Origin of the sequence: Kibdelosporangium aridum (assembly GCF_900176515.1) — a bacterium.
Classification (GTDB): domain Bacteria; phylum Actinomycetota; class Actinomycetes; order Mycobacteriales; family Pseudonocardiaceae; genus Kibdelosporangium; species Kibdelosporangium aridum.
This window is the reverse complement of record NZ_FWXV01000012.1, coordinates 267,519-285,179: the sequence shown is the minus strand read 5'-3', so window position 1 is coordinate 285,179 and position 17,661 is coordinate 267,519. Positions and strand designations below refer to the sequence as shown.

The 17,661-nt window shown below is 65.8% G+C and carries 17 protein-coding genes; 6 read left to right on the top strand and 11 right to left on the bottom strand.

Translation table 11 applies throughout. The features are described from left to right. Positions 1-8: 8 nt before the first annotated feature. A complete protein-coding gene (locus B9C43_RS46255; protein WP_235039232.1) occupies positions 9-1,643 on the bottom strand; it encodes a phospholipid carrier-dependent glycosyltransferase in 1,635 nt (544 codons plus the stop codon). Positions 1,644-1,846: 203 nt separating this feature from the next. Between B9C43_RS46255 and B9C43_RS46250 the strand changes: the two genes are divergently transcribed. Further along, positions 1,847-2,323, top strand: coding sequence for a hypothetical protein (locus B9C43_RS46250; protein WP_143447074.1), 477 nt, complete (start codon positions 1,847-1,849; stop codon positions 2,321-2,323). Next, positions 2,316-5,060 (top strand): M48 family metallopeptidase, encoded by a 2,745-nt coding sequence (locus B9C43_RS46245; RefSeq protein WP_084433686.1) that lies wholly within the window; start codon positions 2,316-2,318, stop codon positions 5,058-5,060. Before B9C43_RS46250 ends, B9C43_RS46245 begins: the two co-directional genes overlap by 8 nt. Positions 5,061-5,096: 36 nt before the next feature. Here B9C43_RS46245 and B9C43_RS46240 read toward each other — a convergent pair whose 3' ends face one another. After that, a complete protein-coding gene (locus B9C43_RS46240) occupies positions 5,097-5,702 on the bottom strand; it encodes a helix-turn-helix domain-containing protein (RefSeq protein WP_084433685.1) in 606 nt (201 codons plus the stop codon). Positions 5,703-5,891: 189 nt separating this feature from the next. On the opposite strand from B9C43_RS46240, the gene B9C43_RS59785 reads away from it, so the two are divergent. Further along, on the top strand, positions 5,892-6,020 hold the full coding sequence (locus B9C43_RS59785) for a hypothetical protein (protein ID WP_268811621.1): 129 nt from the start codon (positions 5,892-5,894) through the stop codon (positions 6,018-6,020). On the opposite strand, the gene B9C43_RS46235 is transcribed toward B9C43_RS59785, so the two are convergent. The 4 genes from B9C43_RS46235 to B9C43_RS46220 all read right to left on the bottom strand — a co-directional run bounded on the left by B9C43_RS46235 (position 6,006) and on the right by B9C43_RS46220 (position 10,381). After that, positions 6,006-7,682 carry a tetratricopeptide repeat protein gene (locus B9C43_RS46235; protein ID WP_084433684.1) on the bottom strand — a complete coding sequence of 559 codons (1,677 nt, stop codon included), beginning with the start codon at positions 7,680-7,682 and terminating at the stop codon, positions 6,006-6,008. The two genes, B9C43_RS59785 and B9C43_RS46235, sit on opposite strands and share 15 nt — an antisense overlap. Before the next feature lie 41 nt (positions 7,683-7,723). Beyond that, on the bottom strand, positions 7,724-9,655 hold the full coding sequence (locus B9C43_RS46230; protein WP_084433683.1) for a phosphorylase family protein: 1,932 nt from the start codon (positions 9,653-9,655) through the stop codon (positions 7,724-7,726). A gap of 122 nt (positions 9,656-9,777) precedes the next feature. Next, positions 9,778-10,008, bottom strand: coding sequence for a cytochrome P450 (locus B9C43_RS46225; RefSeq protein ID WP_143447073.1), 231 nt, complete (start codon positions 10,006-10,008; stop codon positions 9,778-9,780). A gap of 112 nt (positions 10,009-10,120) precedes the next feature. Further along, positions 10,121-10,381: a hypothetical protein gene (locus B9C43_RS46220; RefSeq protein WP_084433681.1), complete on the bottom strand. Its 261-nt coding sequence runs from the start codon at positions 10,379-10,381 to the stop codon at positions 10,121-10,123. Positions 10,382-10,405: 24 nt separating this feature from the next. Here B9C43_RS46220 and B9C43_RS46215 point away from each other — a divergent pair, with 24 nt between their 5' ends. The 3 genes from B9C43_RS46215 (at position 10,406) to B9C43_RS46205 (ending at position 13,104) form a co-directional block, all read left to right on the top strand. After that, complete coding sequence (locus tag B9C43_RS46215) at positions 10,406-10,921, top strand: hypothetical protein (protein WP_033388434.1); 516 nt, start codon at positions 10,406-10,408, stop codon at positions 10,919-10,921. Between the two features lie 120 nt (positions 10,922-11,041). Further along, positions 11,042-12,034, top strand: coding sequence for an NADPH:quinone oxidoreductase family protein (locus B9C43_RS46210; RefSeq protein ID WP_084433680.1), 993 nt, complete (start codon positions 11,042-11,044; stop codon positions 12,032-12,034). A 74-nt stretch (positions 12,035-12,108) separates the two neighbouring features. Continuing rightward, the gene (locus B9C43_RS46205) at positions 12,109-13,104 is read left to right on the top strand and encodes an RNA polymerase subunit sigma-70 (RefSeq protein ID WP_084433679.1); all 996 of its coding nucleotides are present in this window, start codon (positions 12,109-12,111) and stop codon (positions 13,102-13,104) included. A 44-nt stretch (positions 13,105-13,148) separates the two neighbouring features. On the opposite strand, the gene B9C43_RS46200 is transcribed toward B9C43_RS46205, so the two are convergent. From B9C43_RS46200 to B9C43_RS46180, 5 genes are all read right to left on the bottom strand, one after another. Beyond that, positions 13,149-14,216: a glycoside hydrolase family 76 protein gene (locus tag B9C43_RS46200; protein WP_051896764.1), complete on the bottom strand. Its 1,068-nt coding sequence runs from the start codon at positions 14,214-14,216 to the stop codon at positions 13,149-13,151. Between the two features lie 88 nt (positions 14,217-14,304). Beyond that, positions 14,305-14,835 carry an RICIN domain-containing protein gene (locus B9C43_RS46195; RefSeq protein WP_084433678.1) on the bottom strand — a complete coding sequence of 177 codons (531 nt, stop codon included), beginning with the start codon at positions 14,833-14,835 and terminating at the stop codon, positions 14,305-14,307. Positions 14,836-14,933: 98 nt separating this feature from the next. Further along, complete coding sequence (locus B9C43_RS46190; RefSeq protein WP_084433677.1) at positions 14,934-16,133, bottom strand: DUF6545 domain-containing protein; 1,200 nt, start codon at positions 16,131-16,133, stop codon at positions 14,934-14,936. Between the two features lie 3 nt (positions 16,134-16,136). Then, complete coding sequence (locus B9C43_RS46185; RefSeq protein ID WP_084433676.1) at positions 16,137-16,676, bottom strand: hypothetical protein; 540 nt, start codon at positions 16,674-16,676, stop codon at positions 16,137-16,139. Between the two features lie 393 nt (positions 16,677-17,069). Continuing rightward, a complete protein-coding gene (locus B9C43_RS46180; protein ID WP_084433675.1) occupies positions 17,070-17,642 on the bottom strand; it encodes a hypothetical protein in 573 nt (190 codons plus the stop codon). Positions 17,643-17,661: the final 19 nt, after the last annotated feature.

Here is a 17,661-nt window from a genome sequence, read left to right as displayed (position 1 = left end):
GTTTGGAGTCATGGTCGGCGGTAGATCGTGATGGAGTGGCCGACCTCGTCGATCGGTGTGCTGCTCTTGATCAGTGCCGCTAGGTGGTCATCGGCCTTGGCGATCGCGGAATCCGACACGACGAGTAGGCCACGCACGTGGTCCGGCGGTGCTTTGCGCGGATCGGCGGCGTGGATGCCGTAGTGGGTTGGAAGGCCGCTGCCTTTGTAGACAAGCCAGATTCGCTCGCCGGGGTAACGCTGCCGCAGGACCTCCGCCAGGCGGCCCAGGTCCTGGCCCCAGTCGACGTTTGAGTCGTGCAGGTGCAGATGGGTCTTTGTCGGCCCGCCGAATGCCTCGTTGGAGTACGGCAGGTAGTACGGAAACGTCCGCAGCGAGCTGACTGCGGCGAAGATGACCAGAACCGCCGCTGCGGCACGGGCCCAGCGCCGCCGTATCGCAACCACACCGGCCGCCGCGACCGCCAGGAACATCGGTACGAAGATCGCGTATCGGACGCCGAGGTCGCGGCTGCCGGTCATGGCTGCGGCCAGCAGCACGGCCGGGGGAACGAGCACGTACGGTGCCGCCGGACGCAGCCGGGAAACCATCACGACGGCACCGACCAGCCAGAGCACCAGCATGCCCAGCGGCGTCTTCACCAACAGCGCGGCTGGCAAGTAGTACCAAAGCGAACCGAGGTAGTGACGGCCGAACAAGAAGCCGCCCCAGACCTGGCCCTCGAAGCCGAACTGGACACGCATCCCGTCCCAGTACGGCTCCGGGAAGGGCAACCAGTGCAGGCCGCCTGTCGACAGGTGCGGTGGCGTTTCCCAGCGCAGCAACGGATCCACGACAAGGTAGGACGCCCACACCACGGCGATCGCGAACAGCACCATTGCCGCACCGAGCCTGAGGCGGCGGGTGCGCTTGACGGACAATACGAACAGGAGCAGTAGCACCGGAATTGCGGCCAGGGCACTCATCTTCGTGGCCAGGGCCGCACCGAAGGCAAGTCCCGCAAGGGGAACGTAAAGGACGGGACGGCGTCGTGCCCGCCACAGCAGCCAGACCGATGTCAGCAGGAAACCGGCCACCGGCACGTCGAGTGTGGCCAGCGACCCGTGCGCGATGACGTCGGGGGAGAACGCGTACAGGGCCAGCGCGGTCACGCCGCCGACGGGACCGGCCAGATCACGGGCGAACGCGAAGACGACCAGGCCGAACAGCAACGTCAGCACGATCACCGGCAACCGCGCCAGCAACATCAGCCGTCCCGGATCGTTGCCCGACTCGTACAGCACATGCCGGCCGAGTTGCGTCTGGTCACCGGCGAAGGCGGGGTCCAGGCGCGCGTCAGCGAAGGCCAGCCCGGTCGCGATGATCAGTTTTCCCAGTGGGGGATGCTCCGGGTTGTACCGCAGGCTGCGTTGCTCCACGTAGACCAGCGCCGTGCCAACGTAAACCGGCTCGTCGATGGTCGGCGTCTGCTCCACCGCCGCCGTGATCATCGCGACCGCCATCTCGGCGAGGAACGCGACCACCACAAGGGCGAACAACCACCGCCGCAGCCAGCCGAACCGCCCCGGACGTCCGCCAGGCGGCGGCAAGGCATCCGGAATCAGCTCGCCCGTGCTCAGGAATTGGCTCGTGGAGGTTGACACCCCGGAGGTCCTTCCGTGCAAGGAAACAAGTCCGTGACTGTGTGACTCCTTGCCCGGTGATTCAGTTGAGTGCTCAACCGTGTGCCGGATGTGGCAGTTCAAGCGCGGGCTGGCCGTTGGATTAGCCGGAAATTAGGGCGGACACGTCTGGTGTTGGCACAATGAGCAGCGCTCTCGTCACCTGATTGACGTGGGGAGTCGTGGTGCGCCATACGGACCAGCGGGACTTCATGATCTCCTTGGCACGCAATGCGGTCAGCACCGTCGCACCCGAAGAACTGCCGTTCTTCGAAGCGGCCAGCGAAGCGTACTTCCGGGATCCGGAGCGCGCACTGGCCGCAGACCGCGGACGCGACGAGATACTCGGGTCCGGCATCGACACCGTGGTGGCGCTGGTATCCCCGGTTGCGCTCGCTGTCGCCGCGGCGGTCTACAAGCAGCTGACGGACCAGGTTGGCGCCGCGGTCGTACGTGGCGGAGGCAGGCTCGTACGTCGCATCTTCCGGCGACGGGGTCGGCAAACCGAACCGGCCGCGCAGCTGCCCGCGACGCTCAGCGAGGACGATCTCAAGCGCGTGGCACAGGTTGTCCGGGAGCGAGCTCTGGCGCTTGGCTTGACCGGGTCGAGGGTGGACGCGCTCGTCGACGCGGTGCTGGCCAGCCTGACGAACGATGAATGATCCGCCGGTCGAGTCGCAGACCCGGGATCCGCCAGAACCGGACGGGCGCGCATGGACGCCGACCGGCACGACGGTCCGGTTCGCGTTGCTGGTCGCGCTGGTGATGGGTGCGACGCTGTTCGTTCACGCTCGGGTCGCTCCGCCGGGGCCGGTGTACTGGCTTGATGTCTCGTTGCAATGCGAGAAAAGCGTCAACCTCACTCCGCTCCCGCCATCCGACGTTCCGCTCACGCCGGGCGAGCAGCGGGAAATCGACCAACGGCGAATGGAGGATTGTCTCGGGCAGCACCTGCCGCAACGGCTTGGCTGGATGATCGGCGGGCAGCTCGGTTTGTTGCTGTTGGCCGCCGCGCTGTACCAGGTTCAACCGCGCTGGCGAATCCGGCGGCTGCGGCTCGTACCGCTGGATGTGGCTGCGGCGCCGGAGCTCGCCGCGGAACTCGACCTTCTGGTGGACCGCGCCGGGCTCAAGCGCAGACCCGTTTTCCTGATCGACCCGGTCAGTCCGCGCACCGGTGGGCTGGCCTTTGGCAGCGGCCGCAAGGGCTACGTCGCGTTGGACGCCGGACTGGTCACGCTGCACCGCACCGACAGGCGGTCGTTCCGTGCGGTTGTCCTGCACGAGCTTGCCCACCTGCGCAACGGAGATGTGCGCATCACCTACCTGACAATGGCGGTGTGGCGGACCTTCCTGGTGATTGGTCTGCTGCCCCTGCTCATCGCGTCGATCGATCCGTGGCTGTTCAGCCCGGATCCGCTGACACCGCTCTCCGGTTACTGGTCCGCCGAGTACGCCGAGTGGTTCGTCGAAGCGAGCTTGCAGTTCCTTGCACTGGTCGCGCTGGTGTACCTGTCGCGCAACGCGGTGCTCCGCGCCCGCGAGCAACATGCCGACGCCCGAGTTTCGGCCTGGCTCGGCTCGGTTGATCCCCGCGAGTGCTTCCCCGCGGCAACAGGGCGCGAGCACCCTCGATGGACCGGTTGGTGGCGCACACATCCTTCGCCGCAGGCTCGAGTGGCCGCGCTCGGCGCACCCGCCCAGCTGCTGCGGCCAGGATTCTGGGAGTCCGTCCTCGCCGGGATCGCGTTGAAGTCCGCAACCACGCAAGTGGGGCTCGCGTTGCAACTCGTCACCGCCGAGTCGGCAGACGCACGGACGCTGGTCGGGCGGATCTGGGGACTCGGGATGGCCGTGTTCATCGTCGTCACTGGCCTGCGACTGGCAGCGTTCTGCCGGGAAACAGCAGCATCCGTCTGGCGGACGGCGATAGCACCGACTGCGGGCGTGGTTGTCGGCACGCTGCTGGCATTGAACCGGACTGCCGTCGGATACCTGCCGCAGCTGCTGCCGTCGATTGCCACCCTCGTCGGGGCCTTGGTTCTGGCGTCGATCGTGCTGGCGGCGTTGTGCTGGATGAGTTGGTGTGCGGGCCTGGCCGAACACGCGCCGGTCGCTCGCCGAACAACGGCGCGGCTTGCGGCCGCGGCCACCATCGCGCTCGTCGGAGTGTCCCTGCTGCACCTCTGGGGCTGGCGGTCGATGGACAGCTACGCGAGGAACATCGGCATTGCCTTGCGCGCCACCGAGAACTACCTGCGTGACGGCGCGTGGACCGGTGCCGACGTGGTGCTGAACCGTGTGGTCCAACATCCCGTGCTCGCGTTGGCCGGCGGCAGCTTGCCGCTGCTTGCCAGCCTCACCCTGATCTGGCTGATTCCGTTGTGGCTGCAAGGGTTCGGCTCCAGCCGTCAGATCAGGCGCGCCACGATCACCGCTCTGCTCGGGGCGTTGGTCTGGCTGGCCGGGGACCTGCTCGTCCGAGTGTTCGCCCGCTGGACCGCCCTGCCGGAGAACCGCCATACCGTCGTGTTCGCGAGAGTGTTCCTGGACCGCGAGGTGGCTCTCCTGCTGATCGTCCAGTTCATGGTGACCCTGGTGCTGATCGTCCGGGGCCGTGGGCTGGCCGTCAGCCTGTTCGGCGGCGCCGCGACGGCGGTGTTCGTGATCCTCCTGCAGTGGGCACTGTGGAGCTTCGAGGGATGTCTGCCTTTCTTGCAGACCTTCTACACGGCCTGCCCGACCCCACAACCCGCGTTCGGCGGAGGACAGCTGATGCGTGCCGGTGTCCGCGGCATGATTGTCATGCTGGCCGGAGCGGGAGTAGGCGCCGCCATCGTACGTCTACGGTCCCAGGGCCAGCCCGTTGTCAGCGTGCGTTCCGGTACCCGCCGCTTCGCCGCGGCCACCGTCGCGGTGGTTGCGGTCGTCTCGGTCAGCGTGCCGGCGTTACGCCCGCGTTCGACCCAGCTGAGCGGACTTGGCGAGGCGATCGTCGCCGAGGACAACGCACAACCGTCCGCGTCCCCGCGGGACGTCCATCGAGCGTGGTTGCGGTCCGGCGGCGCCAGCCACATCAAGGAAGTAGGCGACGCATACCGCACGGTACTCGCCGAGATCGACAACCTGGCCAACACCAATTCAGCCGACGTTTCGAAGCTCGTCCCTCCGCTACAGGCGCTTACGGACGCGGCTTCCCGGGCGTCGTCGTTCCCAGGGCCGCCGGGCGAGCGATCGCAGATCTGGCAAACGGAACTGGCGAAGGTGGAGAGGGCTTGCCGGACGTTGATCGAGGCGAGCGCCACCGGCGCACGTTCCTTCACCGCCGTTCTGAGACAAGCCGCCAAGGACCTGATCGACGGGGTCATCGAGGTGGAAAACCTAGTCCACGCCCCATGAAACGGGTCAGCCCCTACCTCCCGACGAAGCGCGGTATCAGATCCAGTCGCGTTCTCTGGCCAGCATCAAGGCTTCCGTCCTGTTGCGTGCCCCGAGCCTTGCGTACAAGTCCCGCAGCAGACGGAACATCATGCGTTCGGAGTACCCGGCGCCTTCCGCGATCCGACCGACGGTCACGCCGTTCGCCAGGTCGCGGAGCCAGCCGATTTCCCGAGTCGAAGGGTGGTCGGTCGTCGGTGTGCGCTGGGTCCCTCGGCCTGCGAGGGCCTGCACCACTTCGGTGGGCAGCAGGGTGCTGCCGTCCACTGCTGCGCGGAACACCGCGCGGAGTTCTGCCTTGGAAACGTTTCGCGGCATGGCTCCGGCCGCGCCAGCCTCGATCGCGCGCAAGTAATTGGCGACGTTTTCCTCTTCGAGCATCGCGATGACGACCACATTTCCCGGCGCTTGGCAGAGATCTGACAGCAGGTCCCAGCCCGCAGCTTCGCGCACTGTCAGCAGGATGACGCGGCGGTCCGCCCCCTGGGCCCATCTGCGCAGGTCGGTCGGTTCTTCCGGCTCGATGAGCACGTCGCCCAGACATGCCATCACGCCGTGCCGGAACATCTCGAGGGGATCGGACACCGCAACCCGGACGGACATCGACGGCGCGGCCTCCTGCGAATGGACTGCTATCCCGGCAGATCCTTACCGAGAGGTGGCACGGATGCCAGCACCTCGGCCCGGTGTGTACGCCCGCATGGCAGGACCCTGACACACGAAATGCGTCATGGACCCCGCTTTCCACCCCTCCTTACCGTCGATCCGACGGGGCATGGAGAGGCCGGTTTGATGAACGCGCAGTTCAGGACGCCTGGAGGGGGCAAACGGACAAGCGACGACGGCGGTCGCGGCCCGTTGGTGGTCGCGGTGCTCGTCCTGCTCCTGCTTGCCGGTTTGGTTGTTCTAGCCGTGCTGTAGCGCACGGCCACTTCCTTCGCCCTTGGCCGCGGCGCATACCCGCTCGAGAATCTCCCGGTCAGCGGAAGATCCGAACTGCTTCAGCAGCATCGTGATCCGCTGCACGGCACCGACCGCTGGGGCGAGCTGCCGAGCCCGTCGGTAGGCGTCCACCGCGGTGTCCAAATAGGACGGCTCATTCAGCAGGGCGAGTCCGCACGCCACTAGCCCGTACGTGTCAAGGAATTGAAAGTCGTGCTCGTTCGGTTTCAACCGATTCTTCGCCGCGAGATACCCGTCGTGGAAAGCTACTCGGGCATCCTCCTTCTTGTTGTCGCGCCGGAAGGCGGCAAGCCCGACGAGGCCGAAGCCGAGCACTGACGCGCGGTTTCGGTTCGCGATGTCCGCCGCACGTGCGGCAGCGTCGAGGTCGCCGTTGGCCAGTTGAGCGATGGCAAGGATCTCCATCGAACGCCTGCACAGCATCCGGTTGCCGTTGGTGAGGCCGATCGTGACGGCTTGCTCTGCGAGGTCGATCGCACTCTTCAGTTGGCTGTCGTCCAGGGCCAGTTGCGCTTCGGCGAGCAGGCATGCGCCGTCCATGTCTCGGTTACCGAGCCTGGCAGCGTGCTGCCGGCCCGCTCGCAGGAGGCGCCTCGCTTGATCGCGCTCGCCGAGTTGGCCGTAGACCCAAGCCTCGCTGAACAGCATGGCCGGCTGATGAGCCTGATCCACAGCGCTTGGATACAGTCTCAACATCTTTCGGGCCCCCCGCAGGAGACGCAGCGCTGGGTCGAGCTTGCCCGCTCTCGCCCGGCACATCGCCAAGCCCGCGACAGCCGTCATCGCGTGTCTCTCACGGAACTGAAGAATTGCTGCCAGGCAAGCTCGGCGGCTGTGCGTTGTTGCCTGCCGCAGGTCCCCCAGGTGCAGGTATGCCTCCGTCAACTGCTCCCGCAGGACGATCCGCCGTGACGCTCGCCGGATGCCGGAAGCCAGCCCGAATGCCAGTACAAGCTCGTTCGCGGCTTTCTGGTAGTCCTCTTGCTGCATCAGCGCGCGAGCGAGCATTGACTTCGCGTCTATCTCCAGGTCTTTCGGGATCCGCTTGGCATTGAGCAGCTTCAGGAAAGGCACAAGGGCTGTGCTTGAGCCCCAGCCGTGCAGATATCCGTCGTCGACTTCACCCATGAGGTCGAACGCCGTCTGGTGGTCACCGGCCCGCAGCCTCAGTTCGATCTCCGTGAAGTGTGGCAGCAGGTCGGCGAGCCTCTGCGGATCGTCGTGCCGTTGGCCCGCGAAGTAGTCCGCCGCCTTGTGCAGCAACGCGGTCGGCGTCTGGGACGTTCGCGGGCCTGCATCGCTCCGGAGCCGCTCGATCAGGTAGTCGCGTTCGTCGAGCCCAGGCACCGAGAAGCTCTGGCCGTCGGCCTGCGCCAATCGCCGCTGCCGCAGGTGATCGAGCACAACGCGGCTGTCCAGGTCCGGTATGTCGTCTCCGATGAGGTAGTCGACCGCTGCGGCCTTGACCGGTCGGCCATAGACGGCGAGGGCTTGCAGGACCCGCTGTTCTTTACGGGGCAACTGCTCGTAGGCGCGATCGAGGAGGTGCACGACGACGCCCTTGCGCTGTCGATCCGGGAACTCAAGCAGTTTCGTGACCGAGCAACGCTCAGCCGCCATGACCCCGTACGCCAGTTGGAGTGCGCGCGGTGAACCACGTGTCAGTCGGTGTATCCGAGTTGGTCGTGACCCGGCACATCATCGAGGTTCAGCACCCGGTCCGCGTCCATCGCCTTGAGCAAGGCGAAAGCATCCCCCACTGGCAACCCTTCCCCCAATTTGTGCTGGCGCGTCGCGTCTGGGAACCGCTGTTTCACCGCCCGTGCCGTGTGCCGTCCGACGAAAAGCAGCCGTACGCCGAGCTCAGCACGCGGTACGAGGTGATCGACGATCTCTCGGAGCTCCAGATCGGCAATGTCCCCGTCGTTGTCGAGAAGGTCCTCGATCGCGTCGATCGCGACGATCACGGGCCGTCCAGCCAGCGCGTTCAGCGCGTACACCAGCTTCTCCACCCATGGCATGGATTCCCGGACCGTGCTCATGAGCTGGTCAGCCTCGTGCGTCGGTAACAACGACGCCAGACTGTCGATGACCCGATCCGGGCTTGCGGGCGAAAACCCGTGTGCTGAGAGGTAAACCAGACCGTGGACGCGCAACGGTGACGTGCCCATGCGAATACGTTCCCAGAGCCGGTGGACCATCGCGGTCTTGCCATCTCCCGCCACACCCGTCACCATCACGAGTCCGGTCCGGGCATCGCCGAGATCTCGTTCAATGTCTTCGATGTCGGCGTACCGGTCCTGAAACCATCCCTCCGGCACAGTCGGGGGTTCTCCCACGAATACTGGCTTTCCGGGGAACTGCGGTCCTGCGGGTGTTGCCTCGATTCGCCTGCCCAACCCTTCGAATGGCTGCTTTCGCACCGGCTCGGCCCGCTCGTCGACAGCCGCGTTGATGCCCGTCAGCAACGCATTCGCCGCGGAGGCGGCGTCCAGATCCACCAGATCGATGAACTGGACATCGGGCTGGCACGCCTTCACCCGGACTGACAGGACCTGCTGTCGGGCATCCTGGACGCGGTCGCTCGCCAGATAATCCGGGGACAGAACGGGGATTATCCGCTCGGCGGCAGGGGGCGGGCCCGCGGCGGCGTTCCAGTCCTGGACGAACACCTTCGGCTGCCGGCCGTCGAGTCGCAGCTGTTGGTTGACCTGCCACGCGATCCACCCTGCCCACTCATGGTCGGCGGGAACATGGCTGACAACGAAGTCGTAGGGCCTGTCGTCGGTGTCTGGCTGCTTGTCGGTGGCGCGACCGGCTAAGCGTGGCTCAGCCGTTGGTGTGGTGGAGCGAGCGAGGAGCTCGAAAGCGAACGCCGCCGCGTGCCGGGAGGCGATCGGCTGCCAGTGCTCGTCGGCGATCTCTGTCTTGCCCGACAGCAAGTCGCTGATGCCGCGGACTACGAGGGCTTCGACTGGGGCGTTGTGGTAGGCGCCCTGGAGGAAGCCGTGCGCTTCCATGTCGATGGCGACCGCGTCTCCGCAGTGCTGCTGCAGGAACCGGGCGATCGCCGATTTCTGACTACCGACTACCTTCCCACCTGCGGCGATCGGTTTGACAAAGGCCTTTGGCGCGGGGGCCGGGACAGCGGGCCGAATGCGGTGCTGCCACGCGTCGTCGCGCGCCAGTTGCTTGGCGCGTTGCACCAACCGGTAGGAAGGGGATTTGGTTTTGATGCGAGGCGAGTATTGGGTGGCTGTGTCCTTGCCGGACTCGTAGTCGTATACGTAATCGGCGACCACGACGTTTCCCAGAACGACGTCCTTCCGACCACCTGCCACACCGACGAACAGCACACACTGTGGGTCGAACACGCCGACGGCTCGTTCCAGCTCGATCCCGGCCTGTGTGTTTCCGTCGCCTGTCTGGACGAGGGCCACCTTCCAGCTGCCGCGATCGGTTGTGAAGGTACCGATCTCGTACAGGGTGCCGCGTTCCTCGTGTTCGACGAGCGGGCCCTCCAGGTGCTCGCGGACGGCCAGATACTCGTCTGGGAGTGCAGTGCAGATCACCACGGTGCCCAACACGACCATGAGCCCTCCACATGCCCATGCGAGTTTTCCGGCAGACGGACAACTCTAGTAGGCAACCCCGCCTCGTTGAACCGCACAAGAACGGCCGCTGCAGATCCAGGGCGGGCAAAAAGCCCTGGTGTTCAACGGACAACCACCAGTTTGGCTGGTATTCGCAGCGCGGTGGACGGCTCGTAGTCGATGTTCAGCTCGGTGAGCTGGCAGCCCTCGACAGATTCCAGGATGCCGATGGTGATGGCTGTCGCGTGATCGCGGCCAGGGCATTGATGTGGTCCGGCGCCGAAGGGAAGGCCGCTCGTCGCGAGGTCCACTGCTACGACCGTCCCAGTGTCGGCCGCCAGTCGGCGCGTCATGCGGACAGGAGGATCCTGCAGCAGCGTTTCGGCGACGATTGTTTCCACCGGCCGGTTTGTGTCCGCCCGGAGCATTGCCAGAGCGGCGTTTCCGACCAGGCCCGCAGTCGCGTCACATGCTTGTACCAACAGCGCGATCTTGGCCGCCTACCTGCGCCATCAGGTCGACCGGACGTCCGTCGGCATCGTCGAGCACGGCGCGGGTGTGCTCCGCGGCCAGCCGACGCAGCCCAGCAAGGTCCACCGTGGCGAGGATGCTCGTGACCTGCAGTCGGCGGCGCCACCGTACGGCCGTGTCAGTTCGGTGTGCGCCGAAACGACGGGTATCCACAATGGAAAGCCGCGCGTATCTGTTGTACCCGGCGGTGTTCACTTGCCGGCTCTATAGTGATCAACCGTGTCGGCGCGGACGAAAAAACTGGTGTTCGGGATTGCGGCAGTTCTCGCGGTTCTTGGCGTTGTCTCTGTTGTGATCCTGCTGTTCGGTTCTCCGTCGCAGACGATCTACGCGGAGACAGCCATCGACAAGAATGGCGAGCAGCTCGAGCGCAATTTCCGCGAGGGCGACACAGTGGAGTTCCAGGGCAAATCGTATGTCATGGGCGCTGACGGGTGGGCGTACCGCGAAGACGGCGAGGTTCGCTGTGCGTCGGTTTTGTCCGGGCCGCTCAACGATCCGGACGAAATCGGCGATCGCCGCGTGCAGCGCGAGAAAGACCGCCTGCCCGACGACATCCACGTCGAGGATGACCTGCGATATGACGAAGTGTCGAAAGACGCCTGGGTCGTGGCCGACTGCAATCGGCTTCGTCAGCAGCGACTGGGCTTGGCCGCGCTGGTGGGCATTCCGACACTGATGGCGTTCATGCTGGCGGTTCTCGGACGTCCTCGGCGAACGGTCGCCGATTTGTGAGAACCGCCCGCTGTCAGGGCCGATTCCTTTCCACGGTGGCCGGGGTCTGCATGGTCGACGGTGTGGCTGGCCGAAGAGGCCGGTCGCGATGAGGCAAGCTGAGAAGAGAGCTGATTTGCCGTGACCATTCCCGCCACCATGCGCGCCCTGCAGCAGACCTCGCTGAACGGCCCGCAGGACCTACGTTTGATCACCGACGCGCCGGTGCCGAGCCCTGGCCAGGGCGAGGTCCTGATCCGGGTCGTCGCCGCCGGCGTCAACTTCGCCGACATCTCCAGGGCATACGGCACGTTCCTGGGTGGCCCGCAGCCACCGTATCTGGCGGGCTTCGAGGCAGCCGGTGAGGTCGTGGCTGTGGGCGAGGCGGTGGATGGCCCACAACTGGGGGCTCACGTCATCGGCGTCGGATACGGGGCCTTCGCCGAGTACATGGTCCTGCCCGCGGCTGCGGCGACGCCGGTGCCGGTCGGCTGGAGTGCCGAGCAAGCGCTTGGCACGGTCGTGAACTGGCCCACCGCTCTTGCCGCGCTCAAGCCCCTTGGCCACATCGCCACCGGGGAGACCGTGCTGATCCACGCCGCGGCGGGCGCGACCGGCCAGGCGGCGGTGACGATGGCCAAGCACTACGGAGCGACGGTCATCGCCACCGCGTCGCCGGAGAAGCACGAGACAGTGCTGGCTGTCGGTGCCGACCACGTCCTGGACTCCCGCGCAGGCGACCTCGCCGCCGAGGTGCTGCGGTTGACCGGTGGCGCTGGTGCCGATGTGGTGCTGGAGTCGGCGGGTGGTGCCACCTTCAACGCCAGCCTTGCCGCCACCAAGCCGGTCACCGGCCGGGTCATCGTCTACGGCGTCGCAGGCGGTGAAGCGGCGATCACCAACTGGGAGTTGGTGTACAAGCACCAGGTCCACATCATCGGCCTCAACATCGGTGTACTGATCGAGGCAGCACCCCAGATCTTCGGCGAGGTGATGGGTGAGCTGTCGGCCCTTGTCGCCGCCGGCGTCCTCGCCCCCGCTCAGCCCACCACCTACGACCTCGTCGACGGCTCGAAAGCCCTAGGGGAACTGGCGGCCAGGGCGACCGTCGGCAAACTGGCCTTGGTGTCCTGACCTGGGGTTCGATTCCTTCGCAGCGGCGTCCCGGTCCTAATGAGGAGAGGACCGGGACGGACAAGGAGCAGCGCATGGCCAGCACAGTGCGGGAGGCGGAGGACCAGAACCGGTTCGCCGCCGATACCGAGCGGTTCCGCCGGGAGCTGCTGGCGCATTGCTACCGCATGGTGGGCTCGGCGCAGGACGCCGAGGATCTGGTGCAGGAAACGTATCTGCGGGCGTGGCGTTCCTACGCCGGGTTCGAGGGCCGTGCGTCGATTCGGTCCTGGCTCTACAAGATCGCAACCAACGTCTGCCTGACCGCGTTGGAGCCGCGCCGGATCCGGGTGTTGCCCTCCGGCCTGGCAGGTCCTTACGAAGGACCGGATCGCCCGCCGAGTCACGGTGCCCCAGGCGAGGTCTCGTGGCTGGAACCGTTGCCGGACCGATGGATCGCCCCGGCCGCCGACGACCCAGCCGCGGTGGTGGTCGCGCGTGAGTCGGTGAGGTTGGCGCTCATCGCGAGCCTGCAGCATCTGCCCGCCCGTCAGCGCGCGATCCTCATCCTGCGTGAGGTGCTGGCGTTCTCCGCGGCCGAAACAGCGGAAATCCTTGGCACCACAACGGCGGCGGTGAAGAGCGGCCTGCAGCGTGCCCGCGCCCGGCTGGGCGAACTGGAGTCAGCGCCCGAGGATTTGCTCGAACCGACCGACCAGCGGGCGCGTGCTCTGCTCGACGGATACATCGCAGCCTTCGAGAGCTCCGACGCCAGCCTGCTGGAACAAGTGCTGCGCACGGATGCCACGCTGGAGGCGACGCCGTTCCCCGAGTGGTACGCGGGCCGGGTGAACTGCATCCATCTGCTCGATTCGTACGTGCTGGGCGCACCAGGGGACTGGCAGATGATCGCCACGACGGCCAACGGCCAGCCCGCTGCTGCTGTGTACAAACGAGACACCGATGGCGCGCTGCGGGCACACGGCATCGTGGTGCTGGCGCCAACCGCCACCGGTGTCTCCCGCGTGGTCGAGTTCCACGATCCGGCACTGGTCGCCCTGTTCGGCTTCCCTGGCCTGCTCGCAGACTGATCCCGACGGCACACGCCAGGGCCAGAATCCTCCAATGTGGACAGTTACAGGGCCGCAGCCGCGTTGAGGGCGTCTTGGGCCGAACTCTGCCTTGCCGCGTCGGCGGAATCGAACGGCCCAGTCCAGATGAGGCCGACCTGGTTGGCGGAGTTCCTGTTGTTCTCCCAGATGGATGTGGCGTTGAGCCGGATGAAGTCGGCGTACTGCGGGCGCGGGGAGTGTGCGTTGAGGTAGCCCAGGTTCCGCATGAAGACGCCTTTGAACTGCGGACCATCCGCGCCGCACACGTCCGGTTCACACGGCTCACGCAGGATGCCGTTGGGGTACACGATTGTCGTGATGGCGGCGTTGGCAATCCGGTGCGCGGTCCGCAGCAGCTCCGGGTCTCGGGTCAGTGCGGCGAGATCGGTCAACGCGCCGAGGATCACGCCTTGGTTGTAGGTCCACGTCGGCCGGCCGTTGTTGGCGCACGAGTCGTCCAGCCCGTCGTTCACCAGCCCGGCTGAGTTGATCATGCCGCTGGCTTCGAACCACTTCCAGCCCCGGACCGCCCAGTCCAGATACTCCTTGCTGGCCGCGCCTTTCGTGCGGGCGGCAAGCCTCGCCGCGACAGAGATGAACAGCTCGTTGGGGATGGCGTTCTTGTAGTTCCTTTCCTTGTTCCACCAGATCCCGCCGCCGCAGACGTCGTCCCAGCCGGTCGTCATGTCCCCGAAGACCGAGCGCGCGGTCGCGAGGTACCGCTTGTCCTTGGTCAGGTCGTAGGCGTTGATCCAGGCCAGTGCCCACCAGCCTTCGTCGTCGTAGTAACTGTTGAAGAATCCGCCTTCGATGTTGCGGTCGTAGGTGATCGCGGCGTGCCGGGCACCGATGTCCAGCCGCTGCTGACGGGAGAGATCGATTTCGGCGTTGAACGCGTTGGCCGCGTTCCACCAGTTCGTTGTGTCGTAGAGACCAGTCTTCGGGTTGTACCAACCAGCGAGGACTGTTCCGCTCGTGCGTGCCCACCGGTCATAGCGATTGTTCCCGCCGTCTGGCTCGGCCATCGCGACACCGGGCACGAAGATCATTGCGACAAGGGCGAATACCACTGCTCTGAAGAAGGTGATCACATGATCGACCGAACCAGTGAGAACTTGCCCTGGGTACCGATGATCGAGTGAGGAACCCACGCGACGGCCAGTGGCCGCGCGCGGGCAACTACTGAATCTTGACCCAGCTCGCGTGGATGCTGTTCTCCGGAGCGCAGTCCTGCGTGGTCATCCGGCCGTTCGACGACGGTGACAGGGCGCTCAAGCACAAGGCGCTGCCGCCGATGATCCGTGGCACCCGCGGCCGCAAGGTCCATTCCCCGCTACGGGGCACTTGCGACCACCACAGCCTCTCGTTGGCCCGGTCGCAGGCCACCACTTGCACGATCCTGTCCTCGGGCGGGGGCTGGGCATGCACGCCGTCGGCATTGCGGAGGCATCCGGCGAAGTTCTCCAGCATCCAGTAACCGTTCCCCAGATCGCGCTGAGTCCACTGCTGCGCCCACAAGTCCGGGTTGCACGGGGCCTGCGTCGCAACGGGCCGCTGGAGCTCCTTGTCGTACTTCGCATCCAGGCACCAGCCGGTGGAAAAGCTGCGCCAGGAATGGGTCTCATCTGCCGCGTCGGCCGTTCCGCCGCTGGCGAACAGCAACCCGGCAACCGCGACCATCGCGAGGATTCGCATCGTCTGCCTTCCCATCGGAACACCTGTGCCCGATGCTCCGGCACTCGGTTCCCGATCACCAGGGAGCGGACTCCTACCGCCGCCGGGCGGATTTCCCGGGCACGACAGCTCGGCTATCGATCCAACAGGTGCTGTTGCGCGGTGAGGTTGGTCGCGTGGACAAGAGCCTTCGCGGGTTGCCAAAAACGAAGCAGTGTCTGCTCGTCGGGTACGTAGGCCTCACCAATGGCCGGTTCGTCCGTGGTGCCGGGCATTCGCTCGGCCGCCAGCACGATCTCGGCGACCAGCCGGATGTGCTCCTGATCCTCTTCGTGGGTGGTGGTCTCGATCAGTTCGTCGACGACCGCCGGAAGCGGCTGTACGTGCCTGGCGACGATCTCGGCCGCGTCGTGGATTTCGATTCGTCGACGGTGCAGGCGCTCCTGCGGTGAGACCTTCCAGTTGTCCGCGGGCTTCAGCTGGAACACGACCTGAGGTGCCGCGCCTGTCAGATCTCGCCACAGTGGGTATATCCGGCGTGCGGCGCGGGATTCACGATCCAGTCGCAGCAATCGCATGACGGCCTGTGCCGAGGACGGGACGAACACCACGACCACCGCGGCGAAGATGAACAGTCCGGGTTCCCCTGAAGTGAGTGCTTCGGACACCACGTCGAAGACGTGTGGCCCGAATGCCGTGGTGATTCCCGTGGCGTCCAAGGCCGTGGCGATCGCGATCGAGCAGATGGGCAGGGCGCTGAGGGCACCGAAAGCGACCAGTGCGGCCACCACGATGCGTTCCCGTACGGTGGTCGCCCGCCAAACCTTGCCCCGGCTCTTCATTGTGTAGTAGTAGGACGAAACTATTACCGGCACCGCTGAATACAACAAGATATATACGCCGAAACGCCAGCCTCCGTCGTTGGCTACGGACGACATTCCTTGTGCCCGCGCGGGATCGCTCAGAATCAGGAACGCGATGCCGACCGCCACCGCCAGTCCGATCACGATCCTGAACCGGACTCGGTAGCGCGTCGTCGGACCGTATCCGTGAAACAGCGCCATTCCCAGTCCGCATGCCCAAGCCATCACGGTCAGCCAGTGCCAAATGTCGAACACGGTGGGCAAGCCGCCGGGCACGACTCCGGCGACGCGGCGGGCGATGACCGGTTCACGCAGCAGGGCTGCCGCGGCGTCGAGACCCAGCAAGGTGTTGATCAGGCGGCCGTAGTTGGTTGTGTGCCGTACGAGGACAAGCCGGATGACCGTGATGACGACGATGAACGCTGTCGCGGAGATGGTGATCCAACTGGGCATGTGGTCGTACGGCCACATGCGCTACAGCTCTTTCAATATCGGATTGCGGCGTGGTCCGGCGGTGCGTGCGCGGAATCCGATCAGTGTCGCCATCAGCTCGGCTTCGTACTCTTCGGTGGAGGCGTAGTTGGACACCCCGCGGGCGCGGACCGTGGAAAGGTCGGTCTCGTGGCCCGGCGCCAACTCGTTGGTCAGCATCGCCCATTCCTCGGTGGCGAGCGACGTGTCCTGCCCGTGGCCGAGCAGCATGTGGCTGACCTCGTGCAAAGCCACGTGCCGTTCCACTTCGGCGTCGGACGACTGCCGGAGGAAGATCACGTCGTGGTCCTTGCACGCCAGCCACAGCCCGCACAACCCCACTGGAGCGGTCAGTGGCAGCAGCATCTGCACGATGCGCCGTCCGCGCAGGTGCTCGACCGATGCGATGAACTCCTCGATCGTCCAGTCCGGGGGGAGCTCGAGACGGTCGATGAGAGCCTGCAGGCGTGCTCGGGTGGAGGTCTTGCCTCGGGCCGGTCGCCACGGGAGTGCGGAGATGCCGCGCCGGAACTGGTCCAACATGTCAGCTGGCTCCTCGTTCGAGTGAGGCAGGACGCGCCCGCGGGGTCGGTCTCGGGGGCGTAACCGCTGTTGTGTGCTGCTGCGTCGCGGCCGGTGAAACGGAGATCGTTCGCACTTGCGGTTCCCTCCCCCCGAGGACCTTGGAGATCTGATCTTGCTCACCGCGTAGCTCGGTTTTTCGCTGCCGCCTGCGCATTGTTGTTTAGCGAAATCATCGTTCATCGGTGAACTTCGTTGTCCACCGCGGCCAGCCTGTCGGCACAAAACATAGGATGACTCGCCATCATCGGCTTGCCGGGCTCGTATATATCGTACCCGTCCCCTTCGCGATGTGTTGCGGATTTAACCGCATTGCCATCGTTGGGCCGTCCGGCGGCAAACCTTCTTCGCCGGCTACGGCTCCTGGGTGTTGTCCTGCTCTGGCTGCGCGAGTTCGGCGGTATTTTGCAGCGCCTGCAGCAAGCGGTCGATCGCTGTTTTGGGAAAGATCAGCTGATAGCCCTCGGTGTGGCTGCGTGCCCGCTTCAACTCGATGCCGAGGCGGTCGAGTTCGGTCACGAGGTTCGCGACGGACCTGTGGTTGCGAGCCAGGTTCTGCAACGCGTTCACGCCGCTCTCGACGTCGTCCTCCACCGCGGCCGCCTCAGGTTGCTCTTCCGCGGGCGGTCCCAACGTGCCGCCGTGGTGCAGAGCCGCGGTCGCGCTCCCGGCGGGCAGCCCCAGTGCCTCCAGCGCCCGGTTGTACTTCGCCTCCGTGGTGGCGCTGATCGTGTCGACCTGCCCGCTTTCGATGCGGGACTGGACATTGCGCGTCGGGCCGCCCAGGTCGTGGATGATCTGGTGCGTCACCAGTTCATCGGGAAGGTTTCGCTGCCGGAACGCCTTCAGCAGCCGTCCGAACCGCTGGCCAGCGGATTCGACTCTGTTCCGCTTCGCGGCCTCCCTGGCGCCCATCTCGTCGGCCATGGGCGGGATGATACCACCT

Coding starts and splice junctions, on each gene's coding strand:
- B9C43_RS46195 (WP_084433678.1), bottom strand. CDS start 14,835: ATGGGAAGGCAGACGATGCGAATCCTCGCGATGGTCGCGGTTGCCGGG.
- B9C43_RS46185 (WP_084433676.1), bottom strand. CDS start 16,676: ATGTTGGACCAGTTCCGGCGCGGCATCTCCGCACTCCCGTGGCGACCG.
- B9C43_RS46235 (WP_084433684.1), bottom strand. CDS start 7,682: ATGGCGGCTGAGCGTTGCTCGGTCACGAAACTGCTTGAGTTCCCGGAT.
- B9C43_RS46240 (WP_084433685.1), bottom strand. CDS start 5,702: ATGTCCGTCCGGGTTGCGGTGTCCGATCCCCTCGAGATGTTCCGGCAC.
- B9C43_RS46245 (WP_084433686.1), top strand. CDS start 2,316: ATGAATGATCCGCCGGTCGAGTCGCAGACCCGGGATCCGCCAGAACCG.
- B9C43_RS46180 (WP_084433675.1), bottom strand. CDS start 17,642: ATGGCCGACGAGATGGGCGCCAGGGAGGCCGCGAAGCGGAACAGAGTC.
- B9C43_RS46230 (WP_084433683.1), bottom strand. CDS start 9,655: ATGGTCGTGTTGGGCACCGTGGTGATCTGCACTGCACTCCCAGACGAG.
- B9C43_RS46225 (WP_143447073.1), bottom strand. CDS start 10,008: ATGACGCGCCGACTGGCGGCCGACACTGGGACGGTCGTAGCAGTGGAC.
- B9C43_RS46190 (WP_084433677.1), bottom strand. CDS start 16,133: ATGTGGCCGTACGACCACATGCCCAGTTGGATCACCATCTCCGCGACA.
- B9C43_RS46205 (WP_084433679.1), top strand. CDS start 12,109: ATGGCCAGCACAGTGCGGGAGGCGGAGGACCAGAACCGGTTCGCCGCC.
- B9C43_RS59785 (WP_268811621.1), top strand. CDS start 5,892: ATGAACGCGCAGTTCAGGACGCCTGGAGGGGGCAAACGGACAAGCGAC.